The following is a 25,326-nucleotide window of genomic DNA, read 5'->3' on the forward strand; positions in this document are numbered from 1 at the left end:
CTTCGACGTTTCCGTCCCCCGCGGAGGAAGAGGAAACCTCGGGCGGGCCGGCACTTTCCTCAGAGCGCGATTTTAGCGGAAAACGGCCGCAATAGGCACGAACCGCGGACTCGTCCAGATGGTAATGACACAGTTCGACCTCGCCCACCAGCAGCACCGGCACGAGTTCGTCCCAATGTGCCTCGAGTTCGGGATGCCGGTCGACGTCGATGACCTCGACCGTCCAGCCCAACTCGGTCGCGATCGGCGCGAGCTGGTCGATCATGTCGTGACACAGATGGCACCATTGGCGGCTCAACACCGTCAGGGTCCGGGCCTCGCTCATTCCCCTGCCCGTAGCGTGACGAAGGACGTGTGTTCGCCCCGGCGTACGAGCAGCGTCACGGTTTGCCCGTCTGAGACTTCCGCCGTGCTTCGATCGAAACCTGCCACGGAATCCAGCGCAATCTGGCGTCCCTCGATCACGATCGCGACGATGCGGTCTCCCTGGCGGAGATCTGCGCGCGCAGCCGCACCCTGGGCGCGCTGAACGACGAGCCCGTCCGCAGCCTCGCCCGGCTCTGCCAGCACCAGGCCGAGCCTATTCGCAACCGGGGCCGGGGCCTGCTGCGGGACAGCCCCCTCGGGTTCGTCCCGCCATTCGCCGAGCGTGATTTTGATCTGCATCGTCTGCCCGCCGCGCACGACATCCATCAGCACGTCCGAACCCGGACGAACGGCCGACACGATGCGCGGCAGATCGGAGGATGCACTCACCGGTTTGCCGTCGAAGGCCGTGATTACGTCACCCGTGCGGACGCCTGCACGTGCCGCCGGTCCGTCCGGTTCGACCCCGCTCACCAGCGCGCCCTCGGCCCGCTCCAGGCCGAAACTCTCGGCCAGCGCCCGGGTGATCTCCTGGATCGCGACACCGATCCGGCCGCGCTGCACATGCCCGGTGGTGCGCAATTGGGACTGGATGTCCATCGCGACATCGATCGGGATCGCGAAGGACAGACCCATGAAACCGCCGGTCTGGCTGTAGATCTGGGAATTGATCCCGACCACCTCACCGCGCAGGTTGAACAGCGGTCCGCCGGAGTTGCCGGGATTGATCGCGACATCGGTCTGAATGAACGGAACGAAGTTCTCGTCCGGCAACGCTCTGCCCTTGCCGCTGACGATGCCGGCCGTGACCGACTGATCGAAGCCGAAAGGCGAACCGATCGCGACCACCCATTCCCCGACCTTGAGTTCTTCCGGGTCACCGATCACCACCTTGGGCAGCCCGCTGGCCTCGATCTTGATGACGGCCACGTCACTGCGCGCGTCGGTGCCGATCACGCGCGCATCGAACTCGCGTTTGTCGGCGAGCCTGACCAGAATCTGATCGGCGTCCTCGATCACATGCGCATTGGTCAGGATGTAGCCGTCGTCGCTGACGATGAAGCCTGAACCGAGGGAACGGCCTTCCGGATCGAAGGGCGGCGTGTCGGGCAGGCCGGGGATCAAGCGCCGGAACAGCTCGAACAACGGATCCCCTTCCTCCAGCGGCGGAAGCTCCAGCCCGGGAATGGAAGGCAAGCGCGATTTCACCGACTGCGTCGTGCTGATGTTGACGACCGCCGGCGCCTGTTGCTGGACCAGCGCCGTGAAGTCGGGCAGGGATGTGCCGAAGGCCGGTGCGATGAACAGCCACCCACAACACAGCACGAACCAGCAGGAGGCAAGACGCGCCGAGAGTCGTTTCATGGTGCAGACCGGCTTGCGAGCGTACATTCCCGGTCGTCCCGGGTGATCTCCATGCTCAGCCTACGCCGCCAGCCACGACTGCGATGAAGCGCGCGATTGACACCATAGGCGACAGCCAGGCCTGCCGCTCCGCCCATCAACGCGAATAGATCGGAATTGTCGCCGGCGCCAGCCACAAGATGGCCGGCGGCGGCACCGGCGATCAGCAACATCGCGCCGACGCCATAACTGGCCAGGGCGCCAGCGAGCGGCGCACCGTCATGCATCCGGACGTTCACCCGGTCACCGACCCGCGCCCCGATGGAATCCGGCAGACTGAAGACCTCGGTCGGTGGCTTCAGCGCATACGCGATCCTGACCGAGCGGCATCCGCCCGGCTCGTCACAGCGACCGCAGCCATCCTGCCGATCGCTGACTTTGACCCATACTCGCCCGGATTCGACCCGGACGACGACCGCCTTGGCCTCGATCATCTCGCCTCGGCGTGCTCGATGCCGTGCGCCACGCGCTGCACTGCAAGCAGCGGCACCTCGCCGAGGGCCGTGATCACGAAACCATCGACCACGCGCTTGTAGATGTTGATCGCGCCGGTCGACAGCGGACCAAGTCCATCGCCGACGCGATCCGGATCGACCGGTTCGATGAAGACCGAGATTGCAGCCAGGCCGTCACTGAAAACCAGATGCAGGATGTCGCCCTGGTCCCTGCCCAGCGGGCGCTTGACCATGGACTTGAGCGTGTAACCCGAAACCGGCGCACCCAGCACCCAGTCGGCGTTTCCGGCAACGACCTCGCTGCCCTGAGCGTCGATCACCTGCCAGTCTCCATCCTTCGAATAACTCGGCTTGAGCATCCCGGCGTCGATGTCGCCGCCGATATTGATGTCCGTGAAAGTGAACTGCTCGATGATTTCACCGGCATGATCGGTCATGCGCGCCTTCAGCAGCAGTCCGCTCGACAGCTCGGCCCAAAGCATGTGACCGTGACGAAGGTCATCCCGCGGTGCGAGCAAGATCAACTGCGCGTCCATTCCGGCGACCCGGCCGACCTCTCCGAGGCTGACCCGGTAGCTTTCGACGATGCCGGCATAGGAGGCGGGAAGCCTCGCCGGGAAAGCCCTCTGGCTCCCGGATCGATCGATGATGATGGTCTTCTGGTCGGGCAGCACGCAACGGACCTCGCGATTGCTGCGGATGACCTCGCGCGGACTGCCGTCCAGGACCTCCAGCCGCTCGTGCTCACCGTTGGCGTCGACCATATGGACGATGCGCGATGTTTCGAAATTCCGACCGGACTGGTAGATGAAAGTGCCGCTGTAGTTCAGGCGCTGACCCGCGCTGGAGATGCGCCCAAGCCAGGAGATGGGATCTCCGTCTGGCACGGCCTGGGCGTGAACCGGCTGCAGCCATGCCAGACATGCCAGCATTACCGCAACAAACCTCATCGCCTGATGTCTCCGGCGATATCGGCCGACACCGTCCGGACGTACTGCAACGCCCCCGGGATCGGACCGCCGCCGTTCATGGCCTGGTGAACGAATAGATACTTGCGATGCGGATCGGATTGATCGACGCCGGCCGGCACACTGGTCTGTAGCCCGACCGGTTCGACCGCCTGAAGGCGGGCCGACGCCGCCACCGTACCCACGCCACTGTCGACCTTCGGATACAGAGACATCGCCACCCATCCGACCGCGACGACACCCATCACCGATGCCGCGATCGACATCAGCGACGACTTCCGACCGCCACGCTCGCCCGCCTGCCGCTCGATCGCGGCCGGCGCCAGCAGCGTCGGCTCAGTCCGGATCTGCTCCATGACCCGTGCCGAAAGATCGACGCTGCCCGCGGATTCGCCGCGAATCGTGTCGCCGATCAGGCAATAAGCGCTCCATCGCTCGCGCATCGCCGGGTCACGGCGGAGTGAATCAAAAACCGCTCCCGAGGACGAGTCGTCGAGATCACCATCGAGCAGTGCGGAGAGTTGGTCTTTCATGAGTAATACCTACCAGCGTTTGTCGGGGGCCGTATCGAGCAACGGCCGCAGTCGTTCAGAAATTGCTTCCCTGGCCCGAAAAATACGGGATCGCACGGTTCCGATCGGACAGTCCATGATGTTCGCGATTTCTTCGTAACTCAGTCCTTCGAGCTCTCGGAGCATGATCGCGGTCCGAAGTTCCTCTGGCAGAGCGGACATTGCATCTTCGACCGTTTCGCCGATTTGCCTGGTCATCATCAGACGTTCCGGCGTGTTGTTGTCACGCAGTTGCTCGCCCTCATCGAAGGTCTCGGCCTCGCTCGCGTCGAACCCGGTCGAAGTCGGCGCCCGGCGTCCCTGCGAAACGAGGTAGTTCTTGGCGGTATTGATCCCGATGCGATACAGCCATGTGTAAAAGGCGCTATCACCCCGAAACGAACCCAGCGCCCGGTAGGCCTTGATGAATGCTTCCTGGGCGACATCCTCCACCTCCGCCGGGTCGCGGATCAGACGCGACAGAAGCCGATGCAGCTTGCGCTGGTACTTGTTCACCAGCAAGCCGAAAGCTTCCTTGTCTCCGCGCTGCACGCGTTCGACCAGCAGTTGATCAGTCTCTCGATCGCTCATGACCGGGTGGATTCTCTAGATTGGGCAAAAACCCTAGCAGTATAGCGACCCGGCATGAGGACGGCAAAAGCGTTACTTATGCTCAAAGACAGGGCGGGCTTTGAATAGTTCAGCTGCCGTTGTGGTTTTCACGCCTGAAATCGCGAACTGCAGGTCGCTGGAATGGGGCGACGCACCCGCGATGGCGCGACGCCAGCGTGCTATTCTGCCCAACAACCTCAACTGAGAGATTGCGATCTTGATCAAATACTATGACGTTCTCGTCATCGGCAGCGGTACGGCCGGTCAATCGCTTGCCCTGAGGCTTGCGGACAAGCTCAGTATCGCGCTGGTCACCAAGCGCACGATGAGTGACAGCGCGAGTGCCTGGGCGCAGGGCGGCATCGCGGCCGTGCTGGACTCGACCGACAGCATCGAGGCCCACATTCAGGACACCTTCACGGCCGGCGCCGGTTTGTGCGATCCGGCGGCGACCCGCTACGTGGTGGAACACGGCAAGGAGGCGATCGAGTGGCTGATCGAGCGCGGCGTGCCATTCACCCGTGAGGAAGCCTCCGCCGTCGGCTACCACCTGACCCGGGAGGGCGGTCACTCCCACCGACGCATCATTCACGCCGCCGACGCGACCGGTGCTGCACTCCAGATGACATTGACCGAACAGGTCTGCGGACATCCGAACATCGACGTGTTCGAAAACCATATCGGGGTGGATCTGATCCTCGGCGACAAGATCGGCCGACCCGAGGAAGGCTGTGTAGGGGCTTACGTGCTCGACATCGAGAACGCGCAGGTGATCACGATCAGCGCGCGCAGTACGGTGCTGGCGACCGGCGGCACAGGCAAGGTCTACCTCTACACGTCCAATCCGGACGTGGCGACCGGCGATGGCATCGCAATGGCGTGGCGGGCCGGATGCAGCGTCGCAAACATGGAGTTCATCCAGTTTCACCCGACCTGCCTCTATCATCCGCAGGCCAAGTCGTTTCTGATCACCGAGGCGGTCCGTGGCGAAGGCGGCATTCTGCGTCTGCCGGACGGGACCCGCTTCATGCCGGATCATGATCCGCGTGCCGAACTGGCGCCGCGCGACGTGGTGGCACGCGCGATCGACTTCGAGATGAAGAGACTCGGCCTGGACTGCGTGTTCCTGGATATCAGCCACAAGCCGGCCGAGTGGCTCAAGGAACACTTTCCGAACATCCATGCCCGCTGTCTCGAGATGGGCATCGACATCACGCAGGAGCCGATTCCAGTGGTGCCGGCGGCCCATTACACCTGTGGCGGCATCGTCACCGACCTGTCGGCCCGCACCGACGTCCCCGGACTTTACTGCGTCGGGGAGTCGGCATTCACCGGTCTGCACGGCGCCAACCGGCTCGCCAGCAATTCACTGCTCGAGTGCCTGGTATTCGGCGAGGCGGCGGCACGCGACATCGTGACACGGTCCGAAGGTCGGACGCACGACCTGCCCATCTGGGATGAGAGCCGGGTCACCGATGCCGACGAGGAGGTCGTCATCTCGCACAACTGGGCCGAACTGCGCAGGGCCATGTGGGACTATGTCGGCATCGTGCGCACGACCAAACGGCTGCAGCGCGCTCAACACCGGATCCGGCTGCTGCACCGGGAAATCCACGAGTTCTATTCGAACTTCCGGATCACCAATAACCTGATCGAACTGCGCAATCTGGTCATGACTGCCGATCTCATCGTGCGCTGCGCGCTGCGACGCAAGGAAAGCCGAGGCCTGCACTTCTCGCGGGATTACCCGGACATGCTGACCCAACCGAGGAACACGGTGTTGCGCCCGATCAGAGCCCGGCGCGATCGGCGCTGAGCCCCACCCCGCTGCAATGACGCAGCCAGATCCTGAACTGCCGCCATTCGCCGGCCGTGCACTGGTCCGGCATCAGCATCAGCGCCCCCGAACGTCTTCTCCGGCGACCCCGATGATCGGCCGGGGTCTGCTCCCGCCAGTGAAGCCAGATCGCCCATCCGAAGTCGGTCGAACTCGGCAGCAGCCTGGCCTGTACGCGTCCATCATCGGCGGCGATGGCCACCGACCCGTCGCCCGCAAAGTCCAGGCTCGGCATGGCCTGCACGCCATCACGCCAGACGGAAACCACACCGGCCACGGCGATGACCAACCCCATGCACGCCAATGCGGCGAGTGACAGAGGCAGTTGTGAAACCGAGATCGCCGCGACCAGATGGATCGCGGCGATCATGAACTGCCTGTGACGTGAGCGACCGGGTTTCAGGAACAACTGCACCGCAGGCTCGACGATCGGGCCAATGTCAGACGCGCTTGAACACCAGCGTGCCGTTGGTTCCACCGAAGCCGAAATTGTTCTTCAGCGCAAAATCGATCTTCATGTCCCGCGCCACGTTGGCGCAGTAGTCCAGATCGCACTCCGGATCCTGTTCGAAGATGTTGATGGTCGGCGGCGAAATCTGGTGATGCACCGCGAGAACGGTGAACACCGACTCCAGGCCGCCCGCCCCACCGAGCAGATGCCCGGTCATCGACTTGGTCGAATTCACGACGAGCCTGCGGGCATCGTCGACGCCGAACGCGAGTTTGATCGCATCGGTTTCGTTCTTGTCGCCCAGCGGCGTGGACGTGCCATGCGCGTTCAGATACTGCACGTCGCCCGGGTTGATCCGGGCGTTTCTGAGTGCATTGACCATGCTGCGGCGCGGACCATCCGTGTCCGGCGCGGTCATGTGGAATGCATCACCGCTCATTCCGAAACCGACCAGTTCGGCGTAGATTTTCGCGCCGCGCCTGATCGCATGCTCGTATTCCTCGAGCACGAGAACCCCCGCACCCTCACCGAGCACGAAACCATCCCGGCCCTTGTCCCACGGGCGGCTGGCGGTCGCCGGGTCGTCATTGCGGGTCGACAAGGCCTTTGCCGAAGCGAAGCCTCCGATAGCAAGGTGCGTGACGGTAGACTCCGCGCCGCCGCAGACCATGATATCCGCGTCACCGTACTCGATCAGCCTGGCGCTGGTGCCAATCGCGTGAAGCCCGGTGGTACAGGCGGTCACGACAGCGAGGTTGGGCCCCTTCAACCCGTACATGATCGACAGGTTGCCCGAGATCATGTTGATGATCGTACTCGGAATGAAGAAGGGCGATATCTTGCGAGGACCCGCGCGCAGATAATCGTCGTGCGTGTCCTCGATCATTGGCAGGCCGCCGATGCCCGAGCCGATGTTCACGCCGATGCGCTCGGCGTTGTCGGCGGTCACCTCGATTCCTGAATCCTTGATCGCCTGAATGCCCGCAGCCAGGCCGTAGTGGATAAAGACATCCATCCTGCGGGCTTCCTTGGGTGACAGGTAGGCCCCTACGTCGAAGCCCTTGACCTCACCCGCGATCCGCACCGGGAAGGCGGACGCGTCGAAGCGGGTGATTTCAGTGATGCCGGAACGGCCATTGACGATGTTGTCCCAGGCTTCCGGAATGGTGTTCCCGACCGGCGAGATGGCCCCCAGACCGGTGATGACGACTCTGCGACGGGTCAATGTTCGCTCCGCTTGTTGTCGATTACTTCTTCAGATGCGCGCTGACGTAGTCAATCGCCTGCTGAACGGTGGTGATCTTCTCGGCTTCCTCGTCTGGGATCTCGCACTCGAACTCTTCTTCCAGTGCCATGACCAGTTCAACGGTGTCCAGCGAGTCGGCCCCCAGATCATCGACGAAAGAAGACTCGTTCTTGATCTCCGACTCGTTCACGCCAAGCTGCTCAGCAACGATCTTCTTGACGCGCTGTTCGATGTTCTCCATGGAGAAACTCCTTCCCTGAAATTTAGATGTATGAAAAAGACGGCGTATTCTACCAAAAACAACGCGAACCGCTATTGCAACAGGCTTACGAACCGGCTTTTCGGCGAACCCTGCCGCATCCGCGGCGCGAGCATGCCTTCAGTCCGATCAGTTCATGTACATTCCGCCGTTCACATGCAGTGTCGTGCCGGTCACATAGGCCGCGGCCGGCGACGCCAGAAACGCGACTGCAGCCGCAATTTCCTCAGGCTTCCCGAGCCGTCCGAGCGCGATCTGCCCGAGCAGCGCATCCCGCGCGGCCTGCGGCAGCGCACGGGTCATGTCGGTATCGATGAAACCCGGTGCGACGCAATTGACCGTAATGTTGCGGCTGCCCAGCTCGCGTGCGAGCGCCCGGCTCATGCCCGCCACGCCCGACTTGGCCGCGGCGTAGTTGGCCTGACCCGGATTGCCGGCGCTCGCCACCACCGAGGTGATGTTGATGATCCGCCCACCGCGCGCCTTCATCATGCCGCGCATGACCAGTCTGGACATACGGAAAACCGCCTTCAGGTTGGTCTCGATCACCGCATCCCACTCGTCGTCCTTCATGCGCATCGCGAGGTTGTCACGGGTGATGCCGGCGTTGTTGACCAGTATCGCGACCGGTCCGAACGATTTCTCGACTTCACCGAGCAACGCGTCACAGGCCGCAGCGTCGGTCACATCGAGCGCCTTGCCGACACCGGTCACGCCGGCCTCTGCAAGCACCCTGCCGATATCCTCGGCACCGCCGTCCGACGTCGCGGTACCGATCACGGTCGCACCGAGGCGTCCGAGTTCGAGCGCCACGGCACGACCGATCCCGCGGGACGCGCCGGTTACCAGGGCGACCTGCCCTTCCAGGGAGAAACTCATGATCACCTCACTGCGGCAATGGATTGTTCAAGACTGTCGGCGTCATGGATGGAACCGGACTGCAGATCTCTGGCGATGCGCTTGTTCATGCCGGCGAGCACCTTGCCTGGGCCGCATTCGAAGATGTGCGACACGCCGCTTGCGGCGATCGCCTGAACCGACTCGATCCAGCGCACTGGGGAAAAGGCCTGACGCACCAGCGCATCACGAATATCGTCCGGTGCCTCACAGATCCGGACATCGACGTTGTTCAGTACCGGTATCGCCGGCGTCGAGACCACGACGTCCGTCAGATGCGCCGCCAGGCGTTCGGCCGCCGGCCTCATCAACGCGCAGTGAAACGGCGCGCTGACCGGCAGCAGCATGGCGCGCTTGGCCCCGCGGCCCTTGGCCACTTCGATCGCGCGCTCCACCGCCGCCTTCGCTCCGGCGATCACGATCTGCCCCGGTGCGTTCAGGTTCGCCGCCTCGACGACCTGACCCTGGGCCGCCTCGGCACATACTTCACGCGCGGCGTCCGCTTCCAGCCCGAGCAGCGCCGCCATCGCGCCCTCGCCGGCCGGCACCGCCTCCTGCATCGCCTGCGCGCGGAATCGCACCAGCGGCACCGCATCGGCGAACTGCATCGCGCCGGCCGCCACCAGCGCGGAGTATTCGCCCAGACTGTGACCCGCCACGATCGCGGGCTTCGCGCCGCCGGCGGCGAGCCACGCCCGATAGACCGCCACGCCGGCGGTCAGCATCAGCGGCTGGGTATTGACCGTCAGCGCCAGCCGCTCGGCCGGCCCCTCGTTCACCATCTGCCACAGGTCCTCACCCAGCGCATCGGAGGCCTCGGCAAAGGTGTCGCGAATGACCGCGCTGTCACCATAGGCACTCATCATGCCGACCGCTTGGGATCCCTGTCCGGGGAATACCAGTGAAAAAGACATCGTCAAGCTTCCATTCCAGTGTTTCAGTCAAAGGGCCGCGCCCATATCACCGAGTCGGGCGCAGGCGAGACATTCGCGTCGCTTCACATCCGCAACGTGCATCATCGCCCGCCCCGCCTTTGCATCCACCCGCGAAGATTTCAGCGGCCCACTCAAGAATCGAGCGCAACACGCATGCCGTTCAATACTCGAGCAGCACCGCACCCCAGGTGAAACCACCGCCCACGCCTTCGAGCAACAATCTGTGTCCCCGCTGGATGCGGCCATCGCGCACCGCCAGGTCGAGCGCAAGCGGCACCGACGCGGCCGATGTGTTGCCATGATCGGCCACCGTCGCGATGACCCTGTCGCCCGAAATTCCAAGACGTTTGGCGGTCGCCTGCATGATCCGGATGTTGGCCTGGTGCGGAATCAGCCAGTCGAGCCGGTCGATATCCAGTTCGGCCGCCGCGAGCACCTCGTTGGCCACCTCCGCGAGCACGCGCACCGCGAACTTGAATACCGCCTGGCCATCCATGCGCAGAAAGGGATCACCGATCACCTGACCTGCGGCGACGCTGCCGGGCACGCACAGGATCGGGTGGTGGCTTCCGTCCGCATGCAGCGCACTCGACACGATGCCGGGGGCGTCCGCGGCCTCGAGCACGACCGCACCCGCGCCGTCACCGAAGAGAACGCAGGTCGAGCGATCAGACCAGTCGAGGATGCGCGAGAACACCTCTGCGCCCACCACCAGCGCCCGCTTGTGGCTACCCGACAGAATGAATTTCTCGGCCACCGTCAGCGCATAGACGAATCCGCTGCATACCGCCTGAAGGTCGAAGGCCGCGCATCCATTGGCGATGCCGAGTTTGGACTGCAACAGGGTCGCGGTGCTGGGAAAGATGCAATCGGGCGTGGAGGTCGCGACGATGATCAGATCGATGTCGCCCGGTTCGATGCCGGCCGCCTCGATCGCATTCAGACTCGCGATGCACGCCAGATCACTGGTGGTCATGCCGGCCGGCGCCAGATACCGGCTGCGGATGCCGGTGCGGTCGGCGATCCACGAGTCGGAGGTCTCGATGCCGCGTGCGACCAGATCGTCATTGCTGACGGGCTCTCCGGGCAGGCAACTACCGGTGCCCGCAATTCTGGCAAATGTCATGTGTCCATCCCCTCCATTGCCGCCATTCTCTCGGAAATCCGTTCCACGAGCCGATTGGAGGCTGCCTCGGCCGCACGATAGATCGCCTGCTCGAAGGAGAAGGCATCGGCCGATCCGTGGCTCTTTACGACGACCCCGCGCAGGCCGACCAGTGCCGCGCCATTGTAACGACGATGATCGACCCGACTCTTGAATCGATTGAGCACCGGCAGCGCGACCAGCGCCATCAGCTTCGTGAGCGGACCTCTTCCGAACTCCTCGCGCAGAATGCTCGCGAGCATCTGCGCCAGACCCTCGGAGGTTTTCAGCGCGACATTGCCGACGAAGCCGTCACACACCACAACATCGGTCGTGCCCTTGAAGATGTCGTCCCCTTCCACGTTTCCATGGAAGTTCAGACCGCTGCGCCTGAGCAGTTCACCGGCCTGCTTGACGATGTCGTTACCCTTGATCGCCTCTTCGCCGATGTTGAGCAGACCGACGGTAGGCCGTTCGACATGATTGACCGCGGCCGACAGCATCGCTCCCATGACGGCGAACTGGAGCAGGTGCTCCGCGCTGCAATCCACGTTGGCACCGAGGTCGAGCACGTAGCTCTGTCCCTTGCGGGTCGGCATCGCGGACGCGATCGCCGGCCGATCGATGCCGGGCAGCGTCTTCAGCACGAAACGCGATATCGCCATCAGCGCGCCGGTATTGCCCGCCGACACGGCCGCCTGCGCGCGCCCGTCCTTGACCAGATCGATCGCGACCCGCATCGAGGAGTCTTTCTTGTTGCGCATCGCGTTGGCCGGCGCCTCGTCCATGCCCACCACTTCGGAAGCGGGCTGGATGGTCATTCGGTCCGCCAGACCGTCTCCGGACCGGCCAACCGCTTGCGCAAGCGCGTCATCCCGCCCGACCAGAATGACGCGCGAGCCGGGATGATGGCGTAAAAAGGCCTGAGCAGCAGGTACCGTCACGACGGGACCATGATCGCCACCCATGCAGTCGATTGCAACGGTGACATCCATCAGCTTCTCATCCTGATTGAAACTCGAAAGCAAAAAAACGGCGCAGTCACCGAACGTGCTGCGCCGTGTTCAGGCGAGGGGATTACTCGCCCTTGGTCTTGACGACCTTCTTGCCGCGATAAAAGCCGTTCGGGCTGATATGGTGACGCAGATGCACCTCGCCCGTAGTCGGCTCGACCGCGAGCGGCGGATTGGTGAGGAAGTCGTGAGCACGGTGCATGCCGCGCTTTGACGGGGATTTCTTGTTTTGCTGAACGGCCATCAGGTCACTCCTGTTACTGTTTTGTAGCTCATGCCCCGCTGATCTTGCGAAGTGTCGCGAGCGCAGCAAAAGGCGATTCCTTTTCCGTCCCGCCCTCAGGGCGTGGCGGGTCACAACGTTCATGTCTCGGCGCGATCGGCACGGCCAGCAGCACCTCATCCTCGATCAACGCGAACACGTCGAAATCCGGCGTCGCCTCGATCGCATCGAAATCCTCGATCTCCAGTTCTTCGTCCGGAATCGCGGTGCCCGGCGGAACCAGCTGGAACAGCGATTCCAGATCGAGCGGCCACTCCATCCGGTCGAGACAGCGCTGACACTGCACACCCAGCGTGCCGTTCACCTTGAGTCTGAAATAGGGCTTGGCGTCCTGCCCGATCTCGCCGACCAACGAATACTCGACCTCTCCCTGGTCGCCGAATAACACATCTGCGAGTCGGACCCGATCCTTCAGGCCCAGCACGCCCGAGCGTTCCCGCTCTTCGGACGCGAATCTGAAAGGGTCGGAGACGATGCCTGCGCGCGACATAAGAGGCGGATGATATTATTTCCACCCTCTCCTGTCAAAGACGTCGCAATCAGCCGATGAAACTCGTACTCGCCTCCACCTCCGCCTATCGGCGCATGTTGCTCGAGCGCTTCGAGATCCCTTTCGAGACCGCCCGTCCCGAGACCGACGAATCTCCGCTGCCGGGCGAGGCCCCGGCCGAGACCGCCAACCGGCTTGCAGCAGCCAAGGCGCGCGCCGTCGCCCATCTTTTCCCCGATGCGCTGATCATCGGCAGCGACCAGGTTGCGCATCTGGGGCCGGAGATCTTCGGCAAGCCGGGCACCGTCGAGCGCGCCGTCGCCCAACTGCGGCGAATGAGCGGCCAGACCATCGTCTTTCACACCGCACTGGCGGTGCTCAATACGCGCACCGGCGTGCTGCGCGCCGACAGCGTCCCGACCCGGGTCAGGTTCCGCACGCTCGGCGACGACGAGATCGTGCGCTATGTAGATAAGGAGCGGCCGCTCGATTGCGCCGGCAGCGCCAAGTCCGAGGCGCTCGGGATCACGCTGCTCGACGCGCTCAGCGGAGACGACCCGACCGCACTGGTCGGGCTCCCGCTGATCGCACTGGCACGCATGCTGCGCGCAGAAGGCCTGCAGCTTCCGTGAAACCGCAGCTCGGTTCGCTGATCCTGGTACCGGTCAGCCTGGGCGAGACGCCCTGGCGAGGCTTCATGCCCGAGCAGGCCCACGCGCGGGTTACGGCGATCCGCCACTTCGTCGTCGAGACCGAGAAGACCGCGCGTCAGCAGCTCAAGCGGCTCGAGCATCCGCTGCCGATCCGGGCGCTCGATATCAGGCCCCTGCCCGAGAATGCCGACGCAGCGGCACTCGACGCGCTGCTGGCCCCACTGCACGACGGCGCGGACGTCGGCCTGATGTCGGACGCGGGCTGCCCGGCCGTCGCCGACCCGGGTGCGCGTCTGGTCGATCGTGCGCAGCGCGCCGGCCTGCGTGTCGAGCCGCTGGTGGGGCCGTCGTCGATCCTGCTGGCGCTGATGGCCTCGGGCCTGAACGGTCAGAGCTTCGCCTTCCACGGCTATCTGCCGGTCGGTGACGACGCGCGCAACGGCCGCATCCGCCAGCTCGAACAGGAATCGGCCCAGCTCGGACGCACGCAGATTTTCATCGAGACGCCCTACCGCAACGAGCGCATGCTCGAAGCGCTGCTCAAATGCTGCAAAGCGGCGACCCGCCTGTGCATCGCACGCGACATCACGACCCAGGGTGAGTACATCCGCACCCGCACGATCGCGCAGTGGCGCAAAGCCGAGGCCCCCGATCTGTCCCGCCGACCGACGATCTTCCTGATCCTGGGGGCTTGATCCGGCCCGACCCGACTGCCCCGGCGCCGAACCCATCAGGCTTCGGACTGCTCCACCACGTAGATCGCAGCATCACGTTCGACCACCTCGACCGACTTCAGCGAGGCGCCCTTGCATGGCCCCAATGCGCACCGCCCACTGCGCGGCTCGTAATGCGCGCCGTGCGCCGCGCAGATCAGGTAATGGCCGGTCAGGTCGAAGAATTTCCCCGGCAGCCAGTCCAGTTCCACCGCCACATGCGCACAGCGATTCAGAAAGGCCCGCGGCTGCCCGGCATAACGGACCACGAACGCGGCGGCCGGCCCGGATGGGGTCGCCAGTTCGAAGCGTACGCCATCGCCGCCTTCGACCAGTGCGTCCGATGCGCAGATCAGGCGTTGTCGCGCAGCCACTGGCTCAACCCGGCAGGCGTGTCCACGATGGCTATGGCTTCGGCCGCCTCGAGTTCGGCGCGCGGATGCGCCCCGAACGAAACCCCCAGCCCTGCGACGCCGGCATTGCGCGCCATGTTCAGGTCATGGGTGGTATCGCCGACCATCAGCACGCGGGTCGGCGCGACCCCCAGTTCGGCCATGATCTCCTCGAGCATCGCCGGATGCGGCTTGGAGAAGCATTCGTCGGCGCAGCGGGTGCTGTGGAAGAACGGCCCCAGACCGGTATGAGCGAGCGCACGGTCCAGCCCCTTGCGGCTCTTGCCGGTCGCCACCGCGAGCATCCTGCCCTGGCCCGCCAGCCACTCGATCACGTCGAAGGCACCGGGAAACAGGCTGAGTTCGTGGTCGGTGGACAGGAAGTGATGGCGATATCGCTCGACCATGCGCGGATAGTGATGCTCCGGCAGATCCGGCACTGCGTGGGCGAGCGCATCGTGCAAGCCCAGCCCGATCACGTGACGGGCGCGCGCCTCGGCCGGCACCGGAAGATCCAGGTCATGGCAGGCCGCAACGATCGCCTTGACGATCGCGCCCGCCGAATCCATCAGCGTGCCATCCCAGTCGAAGACGATCAGATCGAAACGTTCAGCCATCGGTACCGCCCAGATGATGAAGGAATAGTTGCAGTTCTTCCGGCAGCGGCGCCGCGAGTTCCAGCCGCTTGCCGGTGACCGGGTGCTCGAAGGCCAGCCGGGCCGCGTGCAGGAACATGCGCCGCAATCCGTCGGATTCGAGCCGCTTGTTCAGTTCGAAGTCGCCGTACTTGTCGTCACCGCACAGCGGAAAGCCCAGGTGCGCCAGATGCACCCGGATCTGATGCGTGCGGCCGGTCATGAGTTCCACGTCGAGCAGGCTGTAGGCCCCCGCCCGCCGCAACAGTCGCACGACGCTGTGCGAGGGCTTGCCGTCCTCGCTCACCCGCACCCGCCGCTCGCCGTCGGCGGTCAGGTACTTGAACAGCGGCTGCTTCACATGCTGCATCGGGTTGTGCCAGCGGCCCGCCACCAGCGTGATGTAGTGCTTCTCGATGCGGCCCTCGCGCATCATGTCATGCAAGGCCTTGAGCGCCGAGCGCTTCTTGGCGACGATGAGCAAGCCCGAGGTCTCGCGATCGATGCGATGCGCCAGCTCCAGCATGCGGGCATCGGGACGCTGGCTGCGCAGTTGCTCGATGACCCCGAAGCTGATTCCGCTGCCGCCATGCACGGCCTTGCCTGCCGGCTTGTCCAACACCAGCAGATGCTCGTCCTCGAACACCACCGGCAGGGCCCGCCCGGCCGGCGCCAGGCCCTGCCGATCGGGTTGCGCGATGCGCATCGGCGGAATACGCACCTCGTCACCCTCGTTCAGGCGATAGGTCGGCGCGATCCGGCCACCGTTCACGCGCACCTCCCCGCTGCGAAGGATGCGATAGACGTGGCTCTTGGGCACGCCCTTGCAGATGCGAAGCAGGAAATTGTCTATGCGCTGGCCGGCGGCGCTGTCGTCGATGCGCTCCTTGCGCACCGCCGGGACCGGCGGCATAGAAGGGCTCGCGATGTCGCTCATGCGAGGCGATCCGGCGCGCACCGACGCACCGACGCCGGGATGCGGATGCAATCCCCGGGGATAATCGCTTTGCTTTGTTGCTTGTTCATGAAATATACTCCGCCTTGGCTGTACCGGTTGCGGCCGACTTCATCCCGTGCGCGATGCGCGAGAAGCGAAGACGGCAATGAGCCCACAAGCGAGCTCCCGGACATCCCAATCGTGCCATCGCCGCCGCGAATCCGGTGTCGATGGTAACGCAATCGAGAAACTTCGATCCAATGGATCGGATTACACGCAACACGCACATGCAGGATAAAGTGCGCCGGCTTCGTTGCCCGGTGCGACCCGGCAGGAACAGATGCAGGGTCGGATCGGCGGCGCAGGCGGGCACACCGCAAACGACCAGCCGACCCATCACAGCCCTTCCAATCGGATGAAAGTAGCTTCAACTCACCGCTCCTGAACCCGTAAAGCACGATGGTGCGCGCCGTTCGTCCTGCCCGTGTGAGTCATGCGGGAGAACGAAACCAATGAAGCGCATGCTTTTCAATGCGACGCAGGCCGAGGAACTCCGCGTCGCGATCGTCGATGGTCAGAAACTCATTGACCTCGACATCGAATCGGCCGCCAAGGAAGAACGCAAGAGCAACATCTACAAGGCCGTCATCACCCGCATCGAGCCCAGCCTCGAAGCGGCTTTCGTGGACTACGGTTCCGAACGTCACGGCTTCCTCCCGTTCAAGGAAATCGCGAAGACCAACTTTTCCGGCGGTGCGGACGGGGGGAAGGCGCGTATCCAGGACGTACTCAGCGTCGGACAGGAACTGATCGTCCAGGTCGAGAAGGACGAGCGCGGCAACAAGGGCGCCGCGCTGACGACCTACATCTCGCTGGCCGGCCGCTACCTGGTGCTGATGCCGAACAACCCGCGCGGTGGCGGTGTGTCGCGTCGCGTCGAAGGTGACGAGCGCGCCGAACTGCGCGAGATCATGGATGACCTGGAGGTGCCTTCAGGCATGAGCCTGATCGCCCGCACCGCCGCGATCGGACGCAGTGCCGAAGAGCTGCAGTGGGACCTCAACTACCTGTTGCAACTGTGGCAGGCGATCGAAGGCGCGGCCCAGAGCCAGGGCGGCGCCTTCCTGATCTACCAGGAAGGCAGCCTCGTGATCCGCGCGATCCGTGACTACTTTCAGCCCGAGATCGGCGAGATCCTGATCGATACCGACGACATCTTCGAGCAGGCGCGCCAGTTCATGGCGCATGTGATGCCGGGCAACGTCGCCAAGGTCAAGCGCTACAACGACGACGTGCCGCTGTTCTCCCGCTTCCAGATCGAACACCAGATCGAATCCGCGTATTCGCGCCAGGTGAATCTGCCCAGCGGCGGCGCGGTCGTGATCGACCACACCGAGGCGCTGGTGTCGATCGACGTGAACTCCGGCCGGGCGACCAAGGGTGCCGACATCGAGGAGACCGCGCTGCGGACCAACCTCGAGGCCGCGGAGGAGATCGCACGCCAGCTCCGGCTGCGCGACCTCGGCGGCCTGATCGTGATCGACTTCATCGACATGGAGTCGCAGAAGAATCAGCGCGAAGTCGAGAACCGGCTACGCGAGGCCCTTCATTTCGACCGCGCCCGGGTCCAGACCTCCAAGATCAGCCGCTTCGGTCTGCTCGAGCTTTCTCGCCAGCGCCTGCGCCCCGCGCTGGCCGAAACCAGCTACATTCCGTGCCCGCGCTGCAACGGCACAGGCCACATCCGCAGCACCGAATCGTCGGCCCTGCACATCCTGCGCATCCTCGAAGAAGAGGCGATGAAAGAAAACACCGGCGCGGTGCATGTGCAGGTTCCGGTCGATGTCGGCACCTTCCTGCTCAACGAGAAGCGCGCCGACATCGCCCGCATCGAACATCGTCACAAGATCATCCTGTTCATCGTGCCTAATCGTCATCTCGAGACGCCTCACCACGAGATCATCCGCCTGCGGCACGACCAGTTGAACCTGGAAGACATCGCGCTGGCGAGCTACCAGCTGGTCGGCGCGCCGGCCGCCGAAGATGCCCGCCTGCCCGGCGCGGAAGGCACTGCCAAGCCGGCGCGCGCCGAGGCACTGGTCAAGGGCATCTCGCCCGGACAGCCCGCACCGAACATCGCGCCTGTGGCCGAGCCGACCCCGGAACCGGTGGTGATCGCAGCCAAGCCCGGCTTCTTCGAACGGATCTTCGGCTGGCTGCGCAAGGAGCCCGCAGCGCAAGCGGAAGCCGTGCCGACCGAAGCCCAACCGGAGCGGCGTGAATCGCGGCCGCGCGGCGAACGCAGCGAACGCGGCGACAAGCGTCGCAGTGGCGAAAATCGCAACCGTCGCGATACGCCGCGCACCGAACGCACCGAACGCACCGAACGCAGCGCCGACGGCGATCAGGCGAAGCGCGCCAACCGCCAGCAGGGCAAGCGTCCCGAAGCGGGCGAGCGCGATGCCGCGCAAGCGCAGGAGCGCGACACGGCCGGCGGTCGCCGCGGACGCGGCCGGGGTCAGCGGGGTCAGCAGAAACCCGACGAGACCGGCGCGCAGGTCGAAGCCGCGGCAGCCATTCCGACGGCCGTGACCGCACTCGCGGTCGCCGAAACCGTGCCGGAGAACGTCGAAGTCCCGGCGATCGAGGCACCGCCTGCGGGTCCGGTCGATGCGACCGGCGAACGTGACGGCGGCGCACCCAAGCGCAGGCGTCGCGGACGCGGTCGACGCGGCAATCGGGCCGATGGCAGCGAGCAGGCCGGTGGCGAGAACGGGGACACCACGCTCGAAACCGATGCCGGCGACGACAGCGACGCCGGCAGCGAACCCGCGGCGCGCGCAGCGCTTCGGACCGTCACCACAGTCGCATCGGAAGCGACCTCCGCCGCCGCAAGCGAGACAGCCGGAGAGACGGCCGAGAGCGTGGCAACCGGGCAGGTCGAGCCCTCTCCATTGCCGGTCGTCGCGAGCCAGGCCGAGCAGGTCGAGGCCGTCGTGCCGGCGACCGAGCACGCGCCGATGCCGGTCAGGATCGAGGCCGAGCAGGTCGATACGGAATCCGCCCCGGTCGAGCGGACCGTGATCGAACCGGAATCTGCCGAAGTCGTTGCGGCATCGAACGAAGCGGGCACCCCGGCAGCGTCGGCAGGCGCCGCGGCTCCGGCCGCGGAACCCGAGGCCGCGGAACCCGTGCGGGTCGAACCCGCGCCCGCATCGACCGAGGAAGCCGTCGCCGCATCGGAGCAGCCTGCAGCGCAAGAGATGACTGCATCGGAAGCGGAACTGCCGACCGAGCGCGCCGAGGTCGCCCCCACCGAGGCGCCACAAGTGGCCGAGCCGGTGATCGCCGCGGAAACCGCGGAGGCGGCGCCTGAAGCGGGAGCGGTCGCGCCCGTGCAGAAAGAAGCTCAGACCCCGAGCGCACCGATCGAGATCGGCGCGGCTCTGGCAGAGAGCGGCCTGGTCATGATCGAAACCGATCGATCCAAGGTCAGCCAGGTCTCGACCGATGACGACACCACCCGACTGGGGCGCACGCCGCGCACCGCGCCGGTGACGACATCGAGCGAGCCGCTGCAGCAGGTCGAAACGCGCAAGTAGGTTTCGCGCGGCTGACACACAACGGGCGTCCCGAGGGGCGCCCGTTGTGCTTGCGCGCTCAGCCGGGCGAGAAACGCTCGATCAGCCCGCCGACGCCGTCCTCGCAGTAATCGAGCACGGCTTCGAAGCCGGCCTCGCCCCCGTAATAAGGGTCGGGCACTTCGTCCAGCGGGTAGCGTCGCGCGTGATGCATGAACAGGCCCAGCTTGGGCCGGTACACCTGGGGACACAGTCGCTGCATGATCTGCAGATGGCCTGCGTCCATGGCCAGCACCAGGTCGAAACGCTGGAAGTCGGCAATCTCGATCTTGCGCGCGCGCAGCGCCGACAGATCGTAACCCCGTCTGGCCGCCGCCTTGACCGCGCGCGGATCGGGTGCCTCACCCACGTGGTAGCCGTGGGTTCCGGCCGAGTCGACGTCCATCCGCCCTGCCAGACCGGCTGCTGCGATCAGGTGTCGCGCCACGCCCTCGGCGGTCGGAGATCGGCAGATGTTGCCCGTACATACGAACAGTATTGTCCTGGCTTCCATGTCTCCACCTCGTCAGGCGTCCGGCGGCGTGCCGTGCTGGTCCGCGCCGAACACCTTTTGCCGCAGGCGGAAAAGCTCGTCCCGCACGGCCGCGGCCTTTTCGAACTCGAGATTGCGGGCGTGTTCCTGCATCGCCTTCTCGAGCTTCTTGATCGTCTTCGCGACCGCCTTCTCATCCAGGCTCGCATAGTCGGTGCGCGACGCCTCCGCGACCGACGCCGACCTGACATCGCCTCCGCTCGCATAGACACCGTCGATGATGTCTTTGATGCGCTTGCTCACCGTCTTCGGCACGATGCCGTTGGCCGCGTTGAACGCGATCTGCCTGTTGCGCCGCCGCTCGGTTTCATCCATGGCCGCGCGCATCGAGCGGGTCAGCACATCCGCATAGAGGATGGCGGTGCCGTTGATGTGCCGTGCCGCCCGCCCGATCGTCTGGATCAGCGATCGCTCCGAGCGCAGAAACCCCTCCTTGTCGGCATCCAGGATCGCGACCAGCGACACCTCCGGAATGTCCAGACCCTCGCGCAGCAGGTTGATGCCGACCAGCACGTCGAATTCGCCCAGCCGCAGATCCCGGATGATCTCGACCCGCTCGACCGTGTCGATGTCTGAATGCAGATAGCGCACCCGAATGCCGCTCTCGTTCAGATAGTCGGTCAGATCCTCGGCCATGCGCTTGGTCAGCGTGGTCACCAGCACCCGCTCGCCCACCGCGATCCGGCGCTTGGCCTCGGACAGCAGGTCGTCCACCTGGGTGCTGGCCGGACGAACCTCGATCGCGGGATCGATCAGACCGGTCGGCCGCACCACCTGCTCCACGATCTGCGCCTGATGGGCCTGCTCATAGGCCGACGGGGTCGCGGACACGAACACCGTCTGCGGCATCAGACGTTCGAACTCGTCGAACTTCAGCGGCCGGTTGTCCAGCGCCGAAGGCAGCCGGAAACCGTAATTGACCAGATTCTCCTTGCGCGAACGGTCGCCCTTGTACATGCCGCCGACCTGCGGAATCGACACATGCGACTCATCTACGAACAGCAGCGCGTCCGGCGGCAGGTAGTCGATCAGCGTCGGCGGCGGCTCGCCCGGACCGCGTCCGGACAGATGGCGCGAGTAGTTCTCGATGCCCTTGCAGAAGCCCATCTCGTTGAGCATCTCGAGATCGAAGCGGGTGCGCTGTTCGATGCGCTGCGCCTCGACCAGCTTGCCATCGGTCTGGAAGGTCTTCACACGCTCGCGCAGCTCGTCCTTGATCGCCTCGATCGCCTTCAGCACGGTGTCGCGCGGCGTCACGTAGTGGCTGGACGGATACACGGTGAAGCGCCCGAGCTTGTGCTTGAGGTGCCCGGTGAGCGGATCGAACAGCGTCAGATGCTCGATCTCGTCGTCGAACATCTCGATCCGCACGGCCAGTTCCGCGTTTTCGGACGGGAACACGTCGATCACGTCGCCACGCACGCGGAAGGTGCCGCGCCGGAAGTCGATGTCGGCACGCGCATACTGCATCGCCACGAGGCGACGGATCAGGTCTCGGTGACCGATGCGCTCACCCTCGCGCAGGTGCAGGATCATCGCATGATAGTCCACCGGATCGCCGATACCGTAGATGCAGGACACCGTCGCGACGATCACGACGTCGCGCCGCTCCATCAGGCTCTTGGTCGCCGACAGGCGCATCTGCTCGATGTGCTCGTTGATGCTCGAATCCTTCTCGATGAACAGGTCGCGCGACGGCACATAGGCCTCGGGCTGGTAGTAATCGTAGTACGACACGAAGTACTCGACCGCATTCTCGGGCAGGAACTCCCTGAATTCGGCATACAGCTGCGCGGCAAGCGTCTTGTTCGGCGCCAGCACCAGCGCCGGACGCCCACAACGCGCGATCACGTTGGCCATCGTGTAGGTCTTGCCCGACCCGGTCACCCCCAGCAGCGTCTGGAACATCAGTCCGTCGGAGATGCCATCGGTGAGCTGCGCGATGGCCGCCGGCTGATCCCCGGCCGGTTCGAAGGGTTGATGCAGCTTGAACGGGCTACCCGGAAAGCGCACCACGCTCGCGCTGCCAACAGAACTTGTCATGCTAAAATTCCACGTTGTTTCGGGCCCGGCCACCGCGCAAGTCGGCGGTGTCGACGCGGCCAGAGATCCGATTATTTCTCAATTTGCAGCGCAAGGCACGGCGGGATGGACCTAAGGCCGCACCCGCGGTTCCCCCCGCGCCGATCAGCGTCTCACACTGGAGCCAAAATGTCCGCCTCGATCTTTGCCAACGTCGAAATGGCCCCCCGCGACCCGATCCTGGGTCTCACCGAAGCCTTCAATGCCGATACCCGCGCCGAAAAGGTCAATCTCGGTGTCGGTGTCTACTACGACGACAATGGCAAGGTTCCGTTGCTCGCAGCGGTCAGGGCGGCCGAGAAGACCCGCTTCGAGGCGGCGGCACCGCGCGGCTATCAGCCGATCGAAGGCCCGGCCACCTACAACGGCGCCGTCCAGACCCTGCTGTTCGGCTCGGATTCCGAGCTGGTGTCGTCGGGCAAGGTCGTCACGTCGCAGGCCCTGGGCGGCACCGGCGCGCTGAAGAACGGGGCCGATTTCCTCAGAAAGCTGCTGCCGTCGGCCAGCGTGTATATCTCCGATCCGAGCTGGGAGAACCACCGCGCGCTGTTCGAGGGCACCGGCTTCAAGGTCGAGAGCTATCCCTATTACGACGCGGGCACCCGCGGCGTGAACTTCGCGGCGATGAAGGCCGCGTTCGACACGCTGCCGGCCGGCTCCATCGTTGTGCTGCACGCCTGCTGCCACAACCCGACCGGTGCGGACCTGACCGAATCGCAGTGGGGCGACATCGTCGAGGCCTGCCGTGCGCGCGAGCTCGTCCCCTTCCTCGATATCGCGTACCAGGGCTTCGCCGACGGCATCGAACCGGACGCGGCCGCGGTGCGCATGTTCGGCGCGAGCGGGCTGCAGTTCTTCGTCTCCAGCTCATTCTCCAAGTCGTTCTCGCTGTACGGCGAGCGCGTAGGCGCGCTGTCCATCGTCACCGAGAGCAAGGAGGAGTCCGCGCGGGTGCTGTCCCAGCTCAAGCGCGTGATACGCACCAACTACTCGAACCCGCCGACCCATGGCGGCGTGGTCGTCGCGGCCGTGCTCAACTCGACCGAATTGCGCCAGATGTGGGAAGACGAACTGGGCCAGATGCGCGAGCGCATCCGCGACATGCGCGTGTCCCTGGTCGACAAGCTCAAGGCCGCTGGTGTCGCGCAGGACTTCTCGTTCGTCACCGCGCAGCGTGGCATGTTCTCGTACACCGGCCTGTCCGCCGCGCAGGTCGACACCTTGCGCGAGGAGCACGGCATCTACGCGGTCTCCACGGGCCGCATCTGCCTCGCCGCGTTGAACTCGAAAAACATCGACCGCGTCGCCGCTGCGATCGCGGCTGTACTCAAGCCTTGAAACGGCGCCGCGCCCGCGCATAGGGAGATTCGACGGACGCATTGTTCTTGACGGTCAGCCGTGCGTTGCCTAGAATGCGCGGCTCAATTCCTCGATAGCTCAGTTGGTAGAGCAACGGACTGTTAATCCGCAGGTCGCTGGTTCGAGCCCAGCTCGAGGAGCCACATTTTCGGCAGATCAGGCCCCACCTGATCATGCCAATCCGGTAATTCCCCGATAGCTCAGTTGGTAGAGCACCGGACTGTTAATCCGTTTGTCGCTGGTTCGAGCCCAGCTCGGGGAGCCACACAGCACGCAACGATGCCATCCTGAGGGGTGGCGTTTTTGCGTTTAGGGGGCGGGGATCGAACTCAGCGCCGTCGAATGGCACCGACCCTGCCCTGCCCCCCTTGCCGATGCTCGGTTGGCCGAACTGCGCGGGTTCCGGCGGCTTCTGGCGGCTCTAGTCAATCGGGCGCCACAAGCCAGCGCCCATCCCGCCACAGCAGCCACCCTCGGTAGGCGGTCCAGTCAGTCGGCAAATCATCAGTGAACGTCACTTCGGCCACCACGCTGCTCCCGCTGAAAGACGAGGCCCCAGTCACGTGGGCCTCCACGACCGCAAAAAGTGCCTCGCCAGCTGCGCAGGTAAAAGCAACCTCGGTGACGGCGCCCGCCACGCGCAGGTAATGATCGCCTGGAGGCAAGTCCACCGTGTGCATCGCCAAGATGCTCCCAACCGCGCGCCTTGACCGGACCACGATGATCCGCAGATTCATCGGGTCCAGCTCATCGACGCTAATTCGGCTCGGGCAGGAGGAGGAGTGGGAACAGCTCACTACCAGCGTGCAGACGCCGGCCGCCGCGCGCTCAGCTAGGTAATCAGGCAGCCTCGTACCGTCGGACCACAGCTCCACTTGCCCCCGGTCTGTTACGTTCGTCAGACTGAACTCACCCGCTCGCAGGCCCAAGATCTCCATCTCGGGCTTCGCGGGCGGCGGGTAAATGCCACTTTTTATGACCAGCTGGTGATCTCGTGCCACCAGTCGCTCCTGCGCATCCCAGCTCATGAGAGCGTACGCTTCCCAGTCGGTGCCAAAGACCCCACCAAACAAGGGAACGTATAGAAGGAAAGCCATCCCCGCCTGGGACTCCCGGTCGGTGACGCGCCACAGATCCAAACCCCAGCGCCGGCTGGTGAGCCAAGGCTCGCCCAGTAACAGCAGCGCCTCCGTGCGGGTCGTTACGCCCAACCGCATCACCTTGACGGACACGTCTGCCTCCCGAGCGCGGAAAGGCTCCCTAATCGTCACGTCAAAGCCCCAGCATCCACTGAGTAGCAGAAATGACAGCAGCAGAACAGGTCGCATTTCGGGAGACCTCCGACGTAGGTATTGGGTTTTGAATCGCCCCTTCCGGTTCGCAGGTTATCGCCTGCATCTCGCGCGTTGTAATCGTATTCCCGAGCAGGTTTCCCACTGCAGATTCCATTCTTCATGATCAAGCAGTCCAA

General features: G+C 64.6%; 25 protein-coding genes, 2 tRNA genes and 1 pseudogene. 7 read left to right on the plus strand and 21 right to left on the minus strand.

All coding sequences use genetic code 11. From position 1 onward, the window contains the following. Positions 1-61: 61 nt before the first annotated feature. From ACKVEX_RS15360 to rpoE, 6 genes and pseudogenes are all read right to left on the minus strand, one after another. A pseudogene (locus tag ACKVEX_RS15360) lies at positions 62-325 on the minus strand (glutaredoxin family protein); the annotation flags it as partial. Continuing rightward, positions 322-1,731, minus strand: coding sequence for a Do family serine endopeptidase (locus ACKVEX_RS15365; protein ID WP_473216617.1), 1,410 nt, complete (start codon positions 1,729-1,731; stop codon positions 322-324). The gene ACKVEX_RS15365 and the pseudogene ACKVEX_RS15360, both read right to left, overlap by 4 nt. Then, entirely contained in the window at positions 1,728-2,204 is a 477-nt protein-coding gene (locus tag ACKVEX_RS15370) for a SoxR reducing system RseC family protein (protein ID WP_473216618.1), read from the minus strand. Before ACKVEX_RS15370 ends, ACKVEX_RS15365 begins: the two co-directional genes overlap by 4 nt. Beyond that, the gene (locus tag ACKVEX_RS15375) at positions 2,201-3,175 is read right to left on the minus strand and encodes a MucB/RseB C-terminal domain-containing protein (protein WP_473216619.1); all 975 of its coding nucleotides are present in this window, start codon (positions 3,173-3,175) and stop codon (positions 2,201-2,203) included. The genes ACKVEX_RS15370 and ACKVEX_RS15375 overlap by 4 nt, the downstream gene beginning before the upstream one ends. Beyond that, positions 3,172-3,726: a sigma-E factor negative regulatory protein gene (locus ACKVEX_RS15380; protein ID WP_473216620.1), complete on the minus strand. Its 555-nt coding sequence runs from the start codon at positions 3,724-3,726 to the stop codon at positions 3,172-3,174. The genes ACKVEX_RS15375 and ACKVEX_RS15380 overlap by 4 nt, the downstream gene beginning before the upstream one ends. 9 nt (positions 3,727-3,735) lie before the next feature. Then, a complete protein-coding gene (gene rpoE, locus ACKVEX_RS15385) occupies positions 3,736-4,335 on the minus strand; it encodes an RNA polymerase sigma factor RpoE (protein WP_473216621.1) in 600 nt (199 codons plus the stop codon). Between the two features lie 238 nt (positions 4,336-4,573). Between rpoE and nadB the strand changes: the two genes are divergently transcribed. Beyond that, positions 4,574-6,172 carry an L-aspartate oxidase gene (gene nadB / locus ACKVEX_RS15390; RefSeq protein ID WP_473216622.1) on the plus strand — a complete coding sequence of 533 codons (1,599 nt, stop codon included), beginning with the start codon at positions 4,574-4,576 and terminating at the stop codon, positions 6,170-6,172. On the opposite strand, the gene ACKVEX_RS15395 is transcribed toward nadB, so the two are convergent. The 9 genes from ACKVEX_RS15395 to ACKVEX_RS15435 form a co-directional block, all read right to left on the minus strand. Next, the gene (locus tag ACKVEX_RS15395; RefSeq protein ID WP_473216623.1) at positions 6,147-6,608 is read right to left on the minus strand and encodes a protein YgfX; all 462 of its coding nucleotides are present in this window, start codon (positions 6,606-6,608) and stop codon (positions 6,147-6,149) included. The genes nadB and ACKVEX_RS15395 overlap by 26 nt on opposite strands. Positions 6,609-6,633: 25 nt before the next feature. Then, a complete protein-coding gene (gene fabF / locus ACKVEX_RS15400; protein WP_473216624.1) occupies positions 6,634-7,869 on the minus strand; it encodes a beta-ketoacyl-ACP synthase II in 1,236 nt (411 codons plus the stop codon). A gap of 22 nt (positions 7,870-7,891) precedes the next feature. Then, the gene (gene acpP, locus ACKVEX_RS15405; RefSeq protein WP_473216625.1) at positions 7,892-8,131 is read right to left on the minus strand and encodes an acyl carrier protein; all 240 of its coding nucleotides are present in this window, start codon (positions 8,129-8,131) and stop codon (positions 7,892-7,894) included. Positions 8,132-8,278: 147 nt separating this feature from the next. Beyond that, positions 8,279-9,028, minus strand: coding sequence for a 3-oxoacyl-ACP reductase FabG (fabG, locus tag ACKVEX_RS15410; protein ID WP_473216626.1), 750 nt, complete (start codon positions 9,026-9,028; stop codon positions 8,279-8,281). Positions 9,029-9,030: 2 nt separating this feature from the next. Further along, positions 9,031-9,960 carry an ACP S-malonyltransferase gene (gene fabD / locus ACKVEX_RS15415; protein WP_473216627.1) on the minus strand — a complete coding sequence of 310 codons (930 nt, stop codon included), beginning with the start codon at positions 9,958-9,960 and terminating at the stop codon, positions 9,031-9,033. A gap of 181 nt (positions 9,961-10,141) precedes the next feature. Continuing rightward, positions 10,142-11,107 (minus strand): beta-ketoacyl-ACP synthase III, encoded by a 966-nt coding sequence (locus tag ACKVEX_RS15420; RefSeq protein WP_473216628.1) that lies wholly within the window; start codon positions 11,105-11,107, stop codon positions 10,142-10,144. Then, on the minus strand, positions 11,104-12,120 hold the full coding sequence (plsX, locus tag ACKVEX_RS15425; protein ID WP_473216629.1) for a phosphate acyltransferase PlsX: 1,017 nt from the start codon (positions 12,118-12,120) through the stop codon (positions 11,104-11,106). Before plsX ends, ACKVEX_RS15420 begins: the two co-directional genes overlap by 4 nt. Positions 12,121-12,202: 82 nt before the next feature. Next, positions 12,203-12,382, minus strand: coding sequence for a 50S ribosomal protein L32 (gene rpmF, locus ACKVEX_RS15430; RefSeq protein ID WP_473216630.1), 180 nt, complete (start codon positions 12,380-12,382; stop codon positions 12,203-12,205). Positions 12,383-12,410: 28 nt separating this feature from the next. Continuing rightward, a complete protein-coding gene (locus ACKVEX_RS15435; RefSeq protein WP_473216631.1) occupies positions 12,411-12,911 on the minus strand; it encodes a YceD family protein in 501 nt (166 codons plus the stop codon). Positions 12,912-12,967: 56 nt separating this feature from the next. On the opposite strand from ACKVEX_RS15435, the gene ACKVEX_RS15440 reads away from it, so the two are divergent. Both ACKVEX_RS15440 and ACKVEX_RS15445 read left to right on the plus strand, forming a co-directional pair. Next, on the plus strand, positions 12,968-13,543 hold the full coding sequence (locus tag ACKVEX_RS15440; protein WP_473216632.1) for a Maf family protein: 576 nt from the start codon (positions 12,968-12,970) through the stop codon (positions 13,541-13,543). Beyond that, the gene (locus tag ACKVEX_RS15445) at positions 13,540-14,259 is read left to right on the plus strand and encodes an SAM-dependent methyltransferase (protein WP_473216633.1); all 720 of its coding nucleotides are present in this window, start codon (positions 13,540-13,542) and stop codon (positions 14,257-14,259) included. Before ACKVEX_RS15440 ends, ACKVEX_RS15445 begins: the two co-directional genes overlap by 4 nt. A gap of 35 nt (positions 14,260-14,294) precedes the next feature. Here the strand turns inward: ACKVEX_RS15445 and ACKVEX_RS15450 are convergent, their stop codons facing one another. From ACKVEX_RS15450 to ACKVEX_RS15460, 3 genes are read right to left on the minus strand one after another with little or no spacing between them, the layout of a single operon-like run. Then, a complete protein-coding gene (locus ACKVEX_RS15450; RefSeq protein WP_473216634.1) occupies positions 14,295-14,651 on the minus strand; it encodes a Rieske (2Fe-2S) protein in 357 nt (118 codons plus the stop codon). Then, positions 14,630-15,286 (minus strand): HAD-IA family hydrolase, encoded by a 657-nt coding sequence (locus tag ACKVEX_RS15455; protein WP_473216635.1) that lies wholly within the window; start codon positions 15,284-15,286, stop codon positions 14,630-14,632. Before ACKVEX_RS15455 ends, ACKVEX_RS15450 begins: the two co-directional genes overlap by 22 nt. Beyond that, positions 15,279-16,241: an RluA family pseudouridine synthase gene (locus ACKVEX_RS15460; protein WP_473216636.1), complete on the minus strand. Its 963-nt coding sequence runs from the start codon at positions 16,239-16,241 to the stop codon at positions 15,279-15,281. The genes ACKVEX_RS15455 and ACKVEX_RS15460 overlap by 8 nt, the downstream gene beginning before the upstream one ends. Positions 16,242-16,753: 512 nt before the next feature. Between ACKVEX_RS15460 and ACKVEX_RS15465 the strand changes: the two genes are divergently transcribed. Then, positions 16,754-19,843, plus strand: a complete 3,090-nt coding sequence (locus ACKVEX_RS15465) for an Rne/Rng family ribonuclease (protein ID WP_473216637.1) — start codon at positions 16,754-16,756, stop codon at positions 19,841-19,843. A 58-nt stretch (positions 19,844-19,901) separates the two neighbouring features. Here ACKVEX_RS15465 and ACKVEX_RS15470 read toward each other — a convergent pair whose 3' ends face one another. Next, on the minus strand, positions 19,902-20,375 hold the full coding sequence (locus ACKVEX_RS15470) for a low molecular weight protein-tyrosine-phosphatase (RefSeq protein ID WP_473216638.1): 474 nt from the start codon (positions 20,373-20,375) through the stop codon (positions 19,902-19,904). A gap of 12 nt (positions 20,376-20,387) precedes the next feature. After that, positions 20,388-22,457 (minus strand): excinuclease ABC subunit UvrB, encoded by a 2,070-nt coding sequence (gene uvrB / locus ACKVEX_RS15475; protein WP_473216639.1) that lies wholly within the window; start codon positions 22,455-22,457, stop codon positions 20,388-20,390. Between the two features lie 168 nt (positions 22,458-22,625). Between uvrB and ACKVEX_RS15480 the strand changes: the two genes are divergently transcribed. The 3 genes from ACKVEX_RS15480 to ACKVEX_RS15490 all read left to right on the plus strand — a co-directional run bounded on the left by ACKVEX_RS15480 (position 22,626) and on the right by ACKVEX_RS15490 (position 24,120). Beyond that, positions 22,626-23,834, plus strand: coding sequence for an amino acid aminotransferase (locus ACKVEX_RS15480; RefSeq protein WP_473216640.1), 1,209 nt, complete (start codon positions 22,626-22,628; stop codon positions 23,832-23,834). Positions 23,835-23,922: 88 nt separating this feature from the next. Beyond that, positions 23,923-23,998: transfer RNA gene (locus tag ACKVEX_RS15485), tRNA-Asn, on the plus strand. A gap of 46 nt (positions 23,999-24,044) precedes the next feature. Next, a tRNA-Asn gene (locus ACKVEX_RS15490) sits at positions 24,045-24,120 on the plus strand. Positions 24,121-24,280: 160 nt separating this feature from the next. Here the strand turns inward: ACKVEX_RS15490 and ACKVEX_RS15495 are convergent. After that, complete coding sequence (locus ACKVEX_RS15495; RefSeq protein WP_473216641.1) at positions 24,281-25,087, minus strand: hypothetical protein; 807 nt, start codon at positions 25,085-25,087, stop codon at positions 24,281-24,283. Positions 25,088-25,326: the final 239 nt, after the last annotated feature.

Origin of the sequence: Denitraticella aggregata (genome assembly GCF_048158365.1) — a bacterium.
GTDB lineage: Bacteria > Pseudomonadota > Gammaproteobacteria > Burkholderiales > Rhodocyclaceae > Azoarcus_F.

Coding starts and splice junctions, on each gene's coding strand:
- ACKVEX_RS15365 (WP_473216617.1), bottom strand. CDS start 1,731: ATGAAACGACTCTCGGCGCGTCTTGCCTCCTGCTGGTTCGTGCTGTGT.
- ACKVEX_RS15370 (WP_473216618.1), bottom strand. CDS start 2,204: ATGATCGAGGCCAAGGCGGTCGTCGTCCGGGTCGAATCCGGGCGAGTA.
- ACKVEX_RS15375 (WP_473216619.1), bottom strand. CDS start 3,175: ATGAGGTTTGTTGCGGTAATGCTGGCATGTCTGGCATGGCTGCAGCCG.
- ACKVEX_RS15380 (WP_473216620.1), bottom strand. CDS start 3,726: ATGAAAGACCAACTCTCCGCACTGCTCGATGGTGATCTCGACGACTCG.
- rpoE (WP_473216621.1), bottom strand. CDS start 4,335: ATGAGCGATCGAGAGACTGATCAACTGCTGGTCGAACGCGTGCAGCGC.
- acpP (WP_473216625.1), bottom strand. CDS start 8,131: ATGGAGAACATCGAACAGCGCGTCAAGAAGATCGTTGCTGAGCAGCTT.
- fabG (WP_473216626.1), bottom strand. CDS start 9,028: ATGAGTTTCTCCCTGGAAGGGCAGGTCGCCCTGGTAACCGGCGCGTCC.
- fabD (WP_473216627.1), bottom strand. CDS start 9,960: ATGTCTTTTTCACTGGTATTCCCCGGACAGGGATCCCAAGCGGTCGGC.
- ACKVEX_RS15420 (WP_473216628.1), bottom strand. CDS start 11,107: ATGACATTTGCCAGAATTGCGGGCACCGGTAGTTGCCTGCCCGGAGAG.
- plsX (WP_473216629.1), bottom strand. CDS start 12,120: ATGGATGTCACCGTTGCAATCGACTGCATGGGTGGCGATCATGGTCCC.
- rpmF (WP_473216630.1), bottom strand. CDS start 12,382: ATGGCCGTTCAGCAAAACAAGAAATCCCCGTCAAAGCGCGGCATGCAC.
- ACKVEX_RS15435 (WP_473216631.1), bottom strand. CDS start 12,911: ATGTCGCGCGCAGGCATCGTCTCCGACCCTTTCAGATTCGCGTCCGAA.
- ACKVEX_RS15440 (WP_473216632.1), top strand. CDS start 12,968: ATGAAACTCGTACTCGCCTCCACCTCCGCCTATCGGCGCATGTTGCTC.
- ACKVEX_RS15455 (WP_473216635.1), bottom strand. CDS start 15,286: ATGGCTGAACGTTTCGATCTGATCGTCTTCGACTGGGATGGCACGCTG.
- ACKVEX_RS15460 (WP_473216636.1), bottom strand. CDS start 16,241: ATGAGCGACATCGCGAGCCCTTCTATGCCGCCGGTCCCGGCGGTGCGC.
- ACKVEX_RS15465 (WP_473216637.1), top strand. CDS start 16,754: ATGAAGCGCATGCTTTTCAATGCGACGCAGGCCGAGGAACTCCGCGTC.
- ACKVEX_RS15470 (WP_473216638.1), bottom strand. CDS start 20,375: ATGGAAGCCAGGACAATACTGTTCGTATGTACGGGCAACATCTGCCGA.
- uvrB (WP_473216639.1), bottom strand. CDS start 22,457: ATGACAAGTTCTGTTGGCAGCGCGAGCGTGGTGCGCTTTCCGGGTAGC.
- ACKVEX_RS15480 (WP_473216640.1), top strand. CDS start 22,626: ATGTCCGCCTCGATCTTTGCCAACGTCGAAATGGCCCCCCGCGACCCG.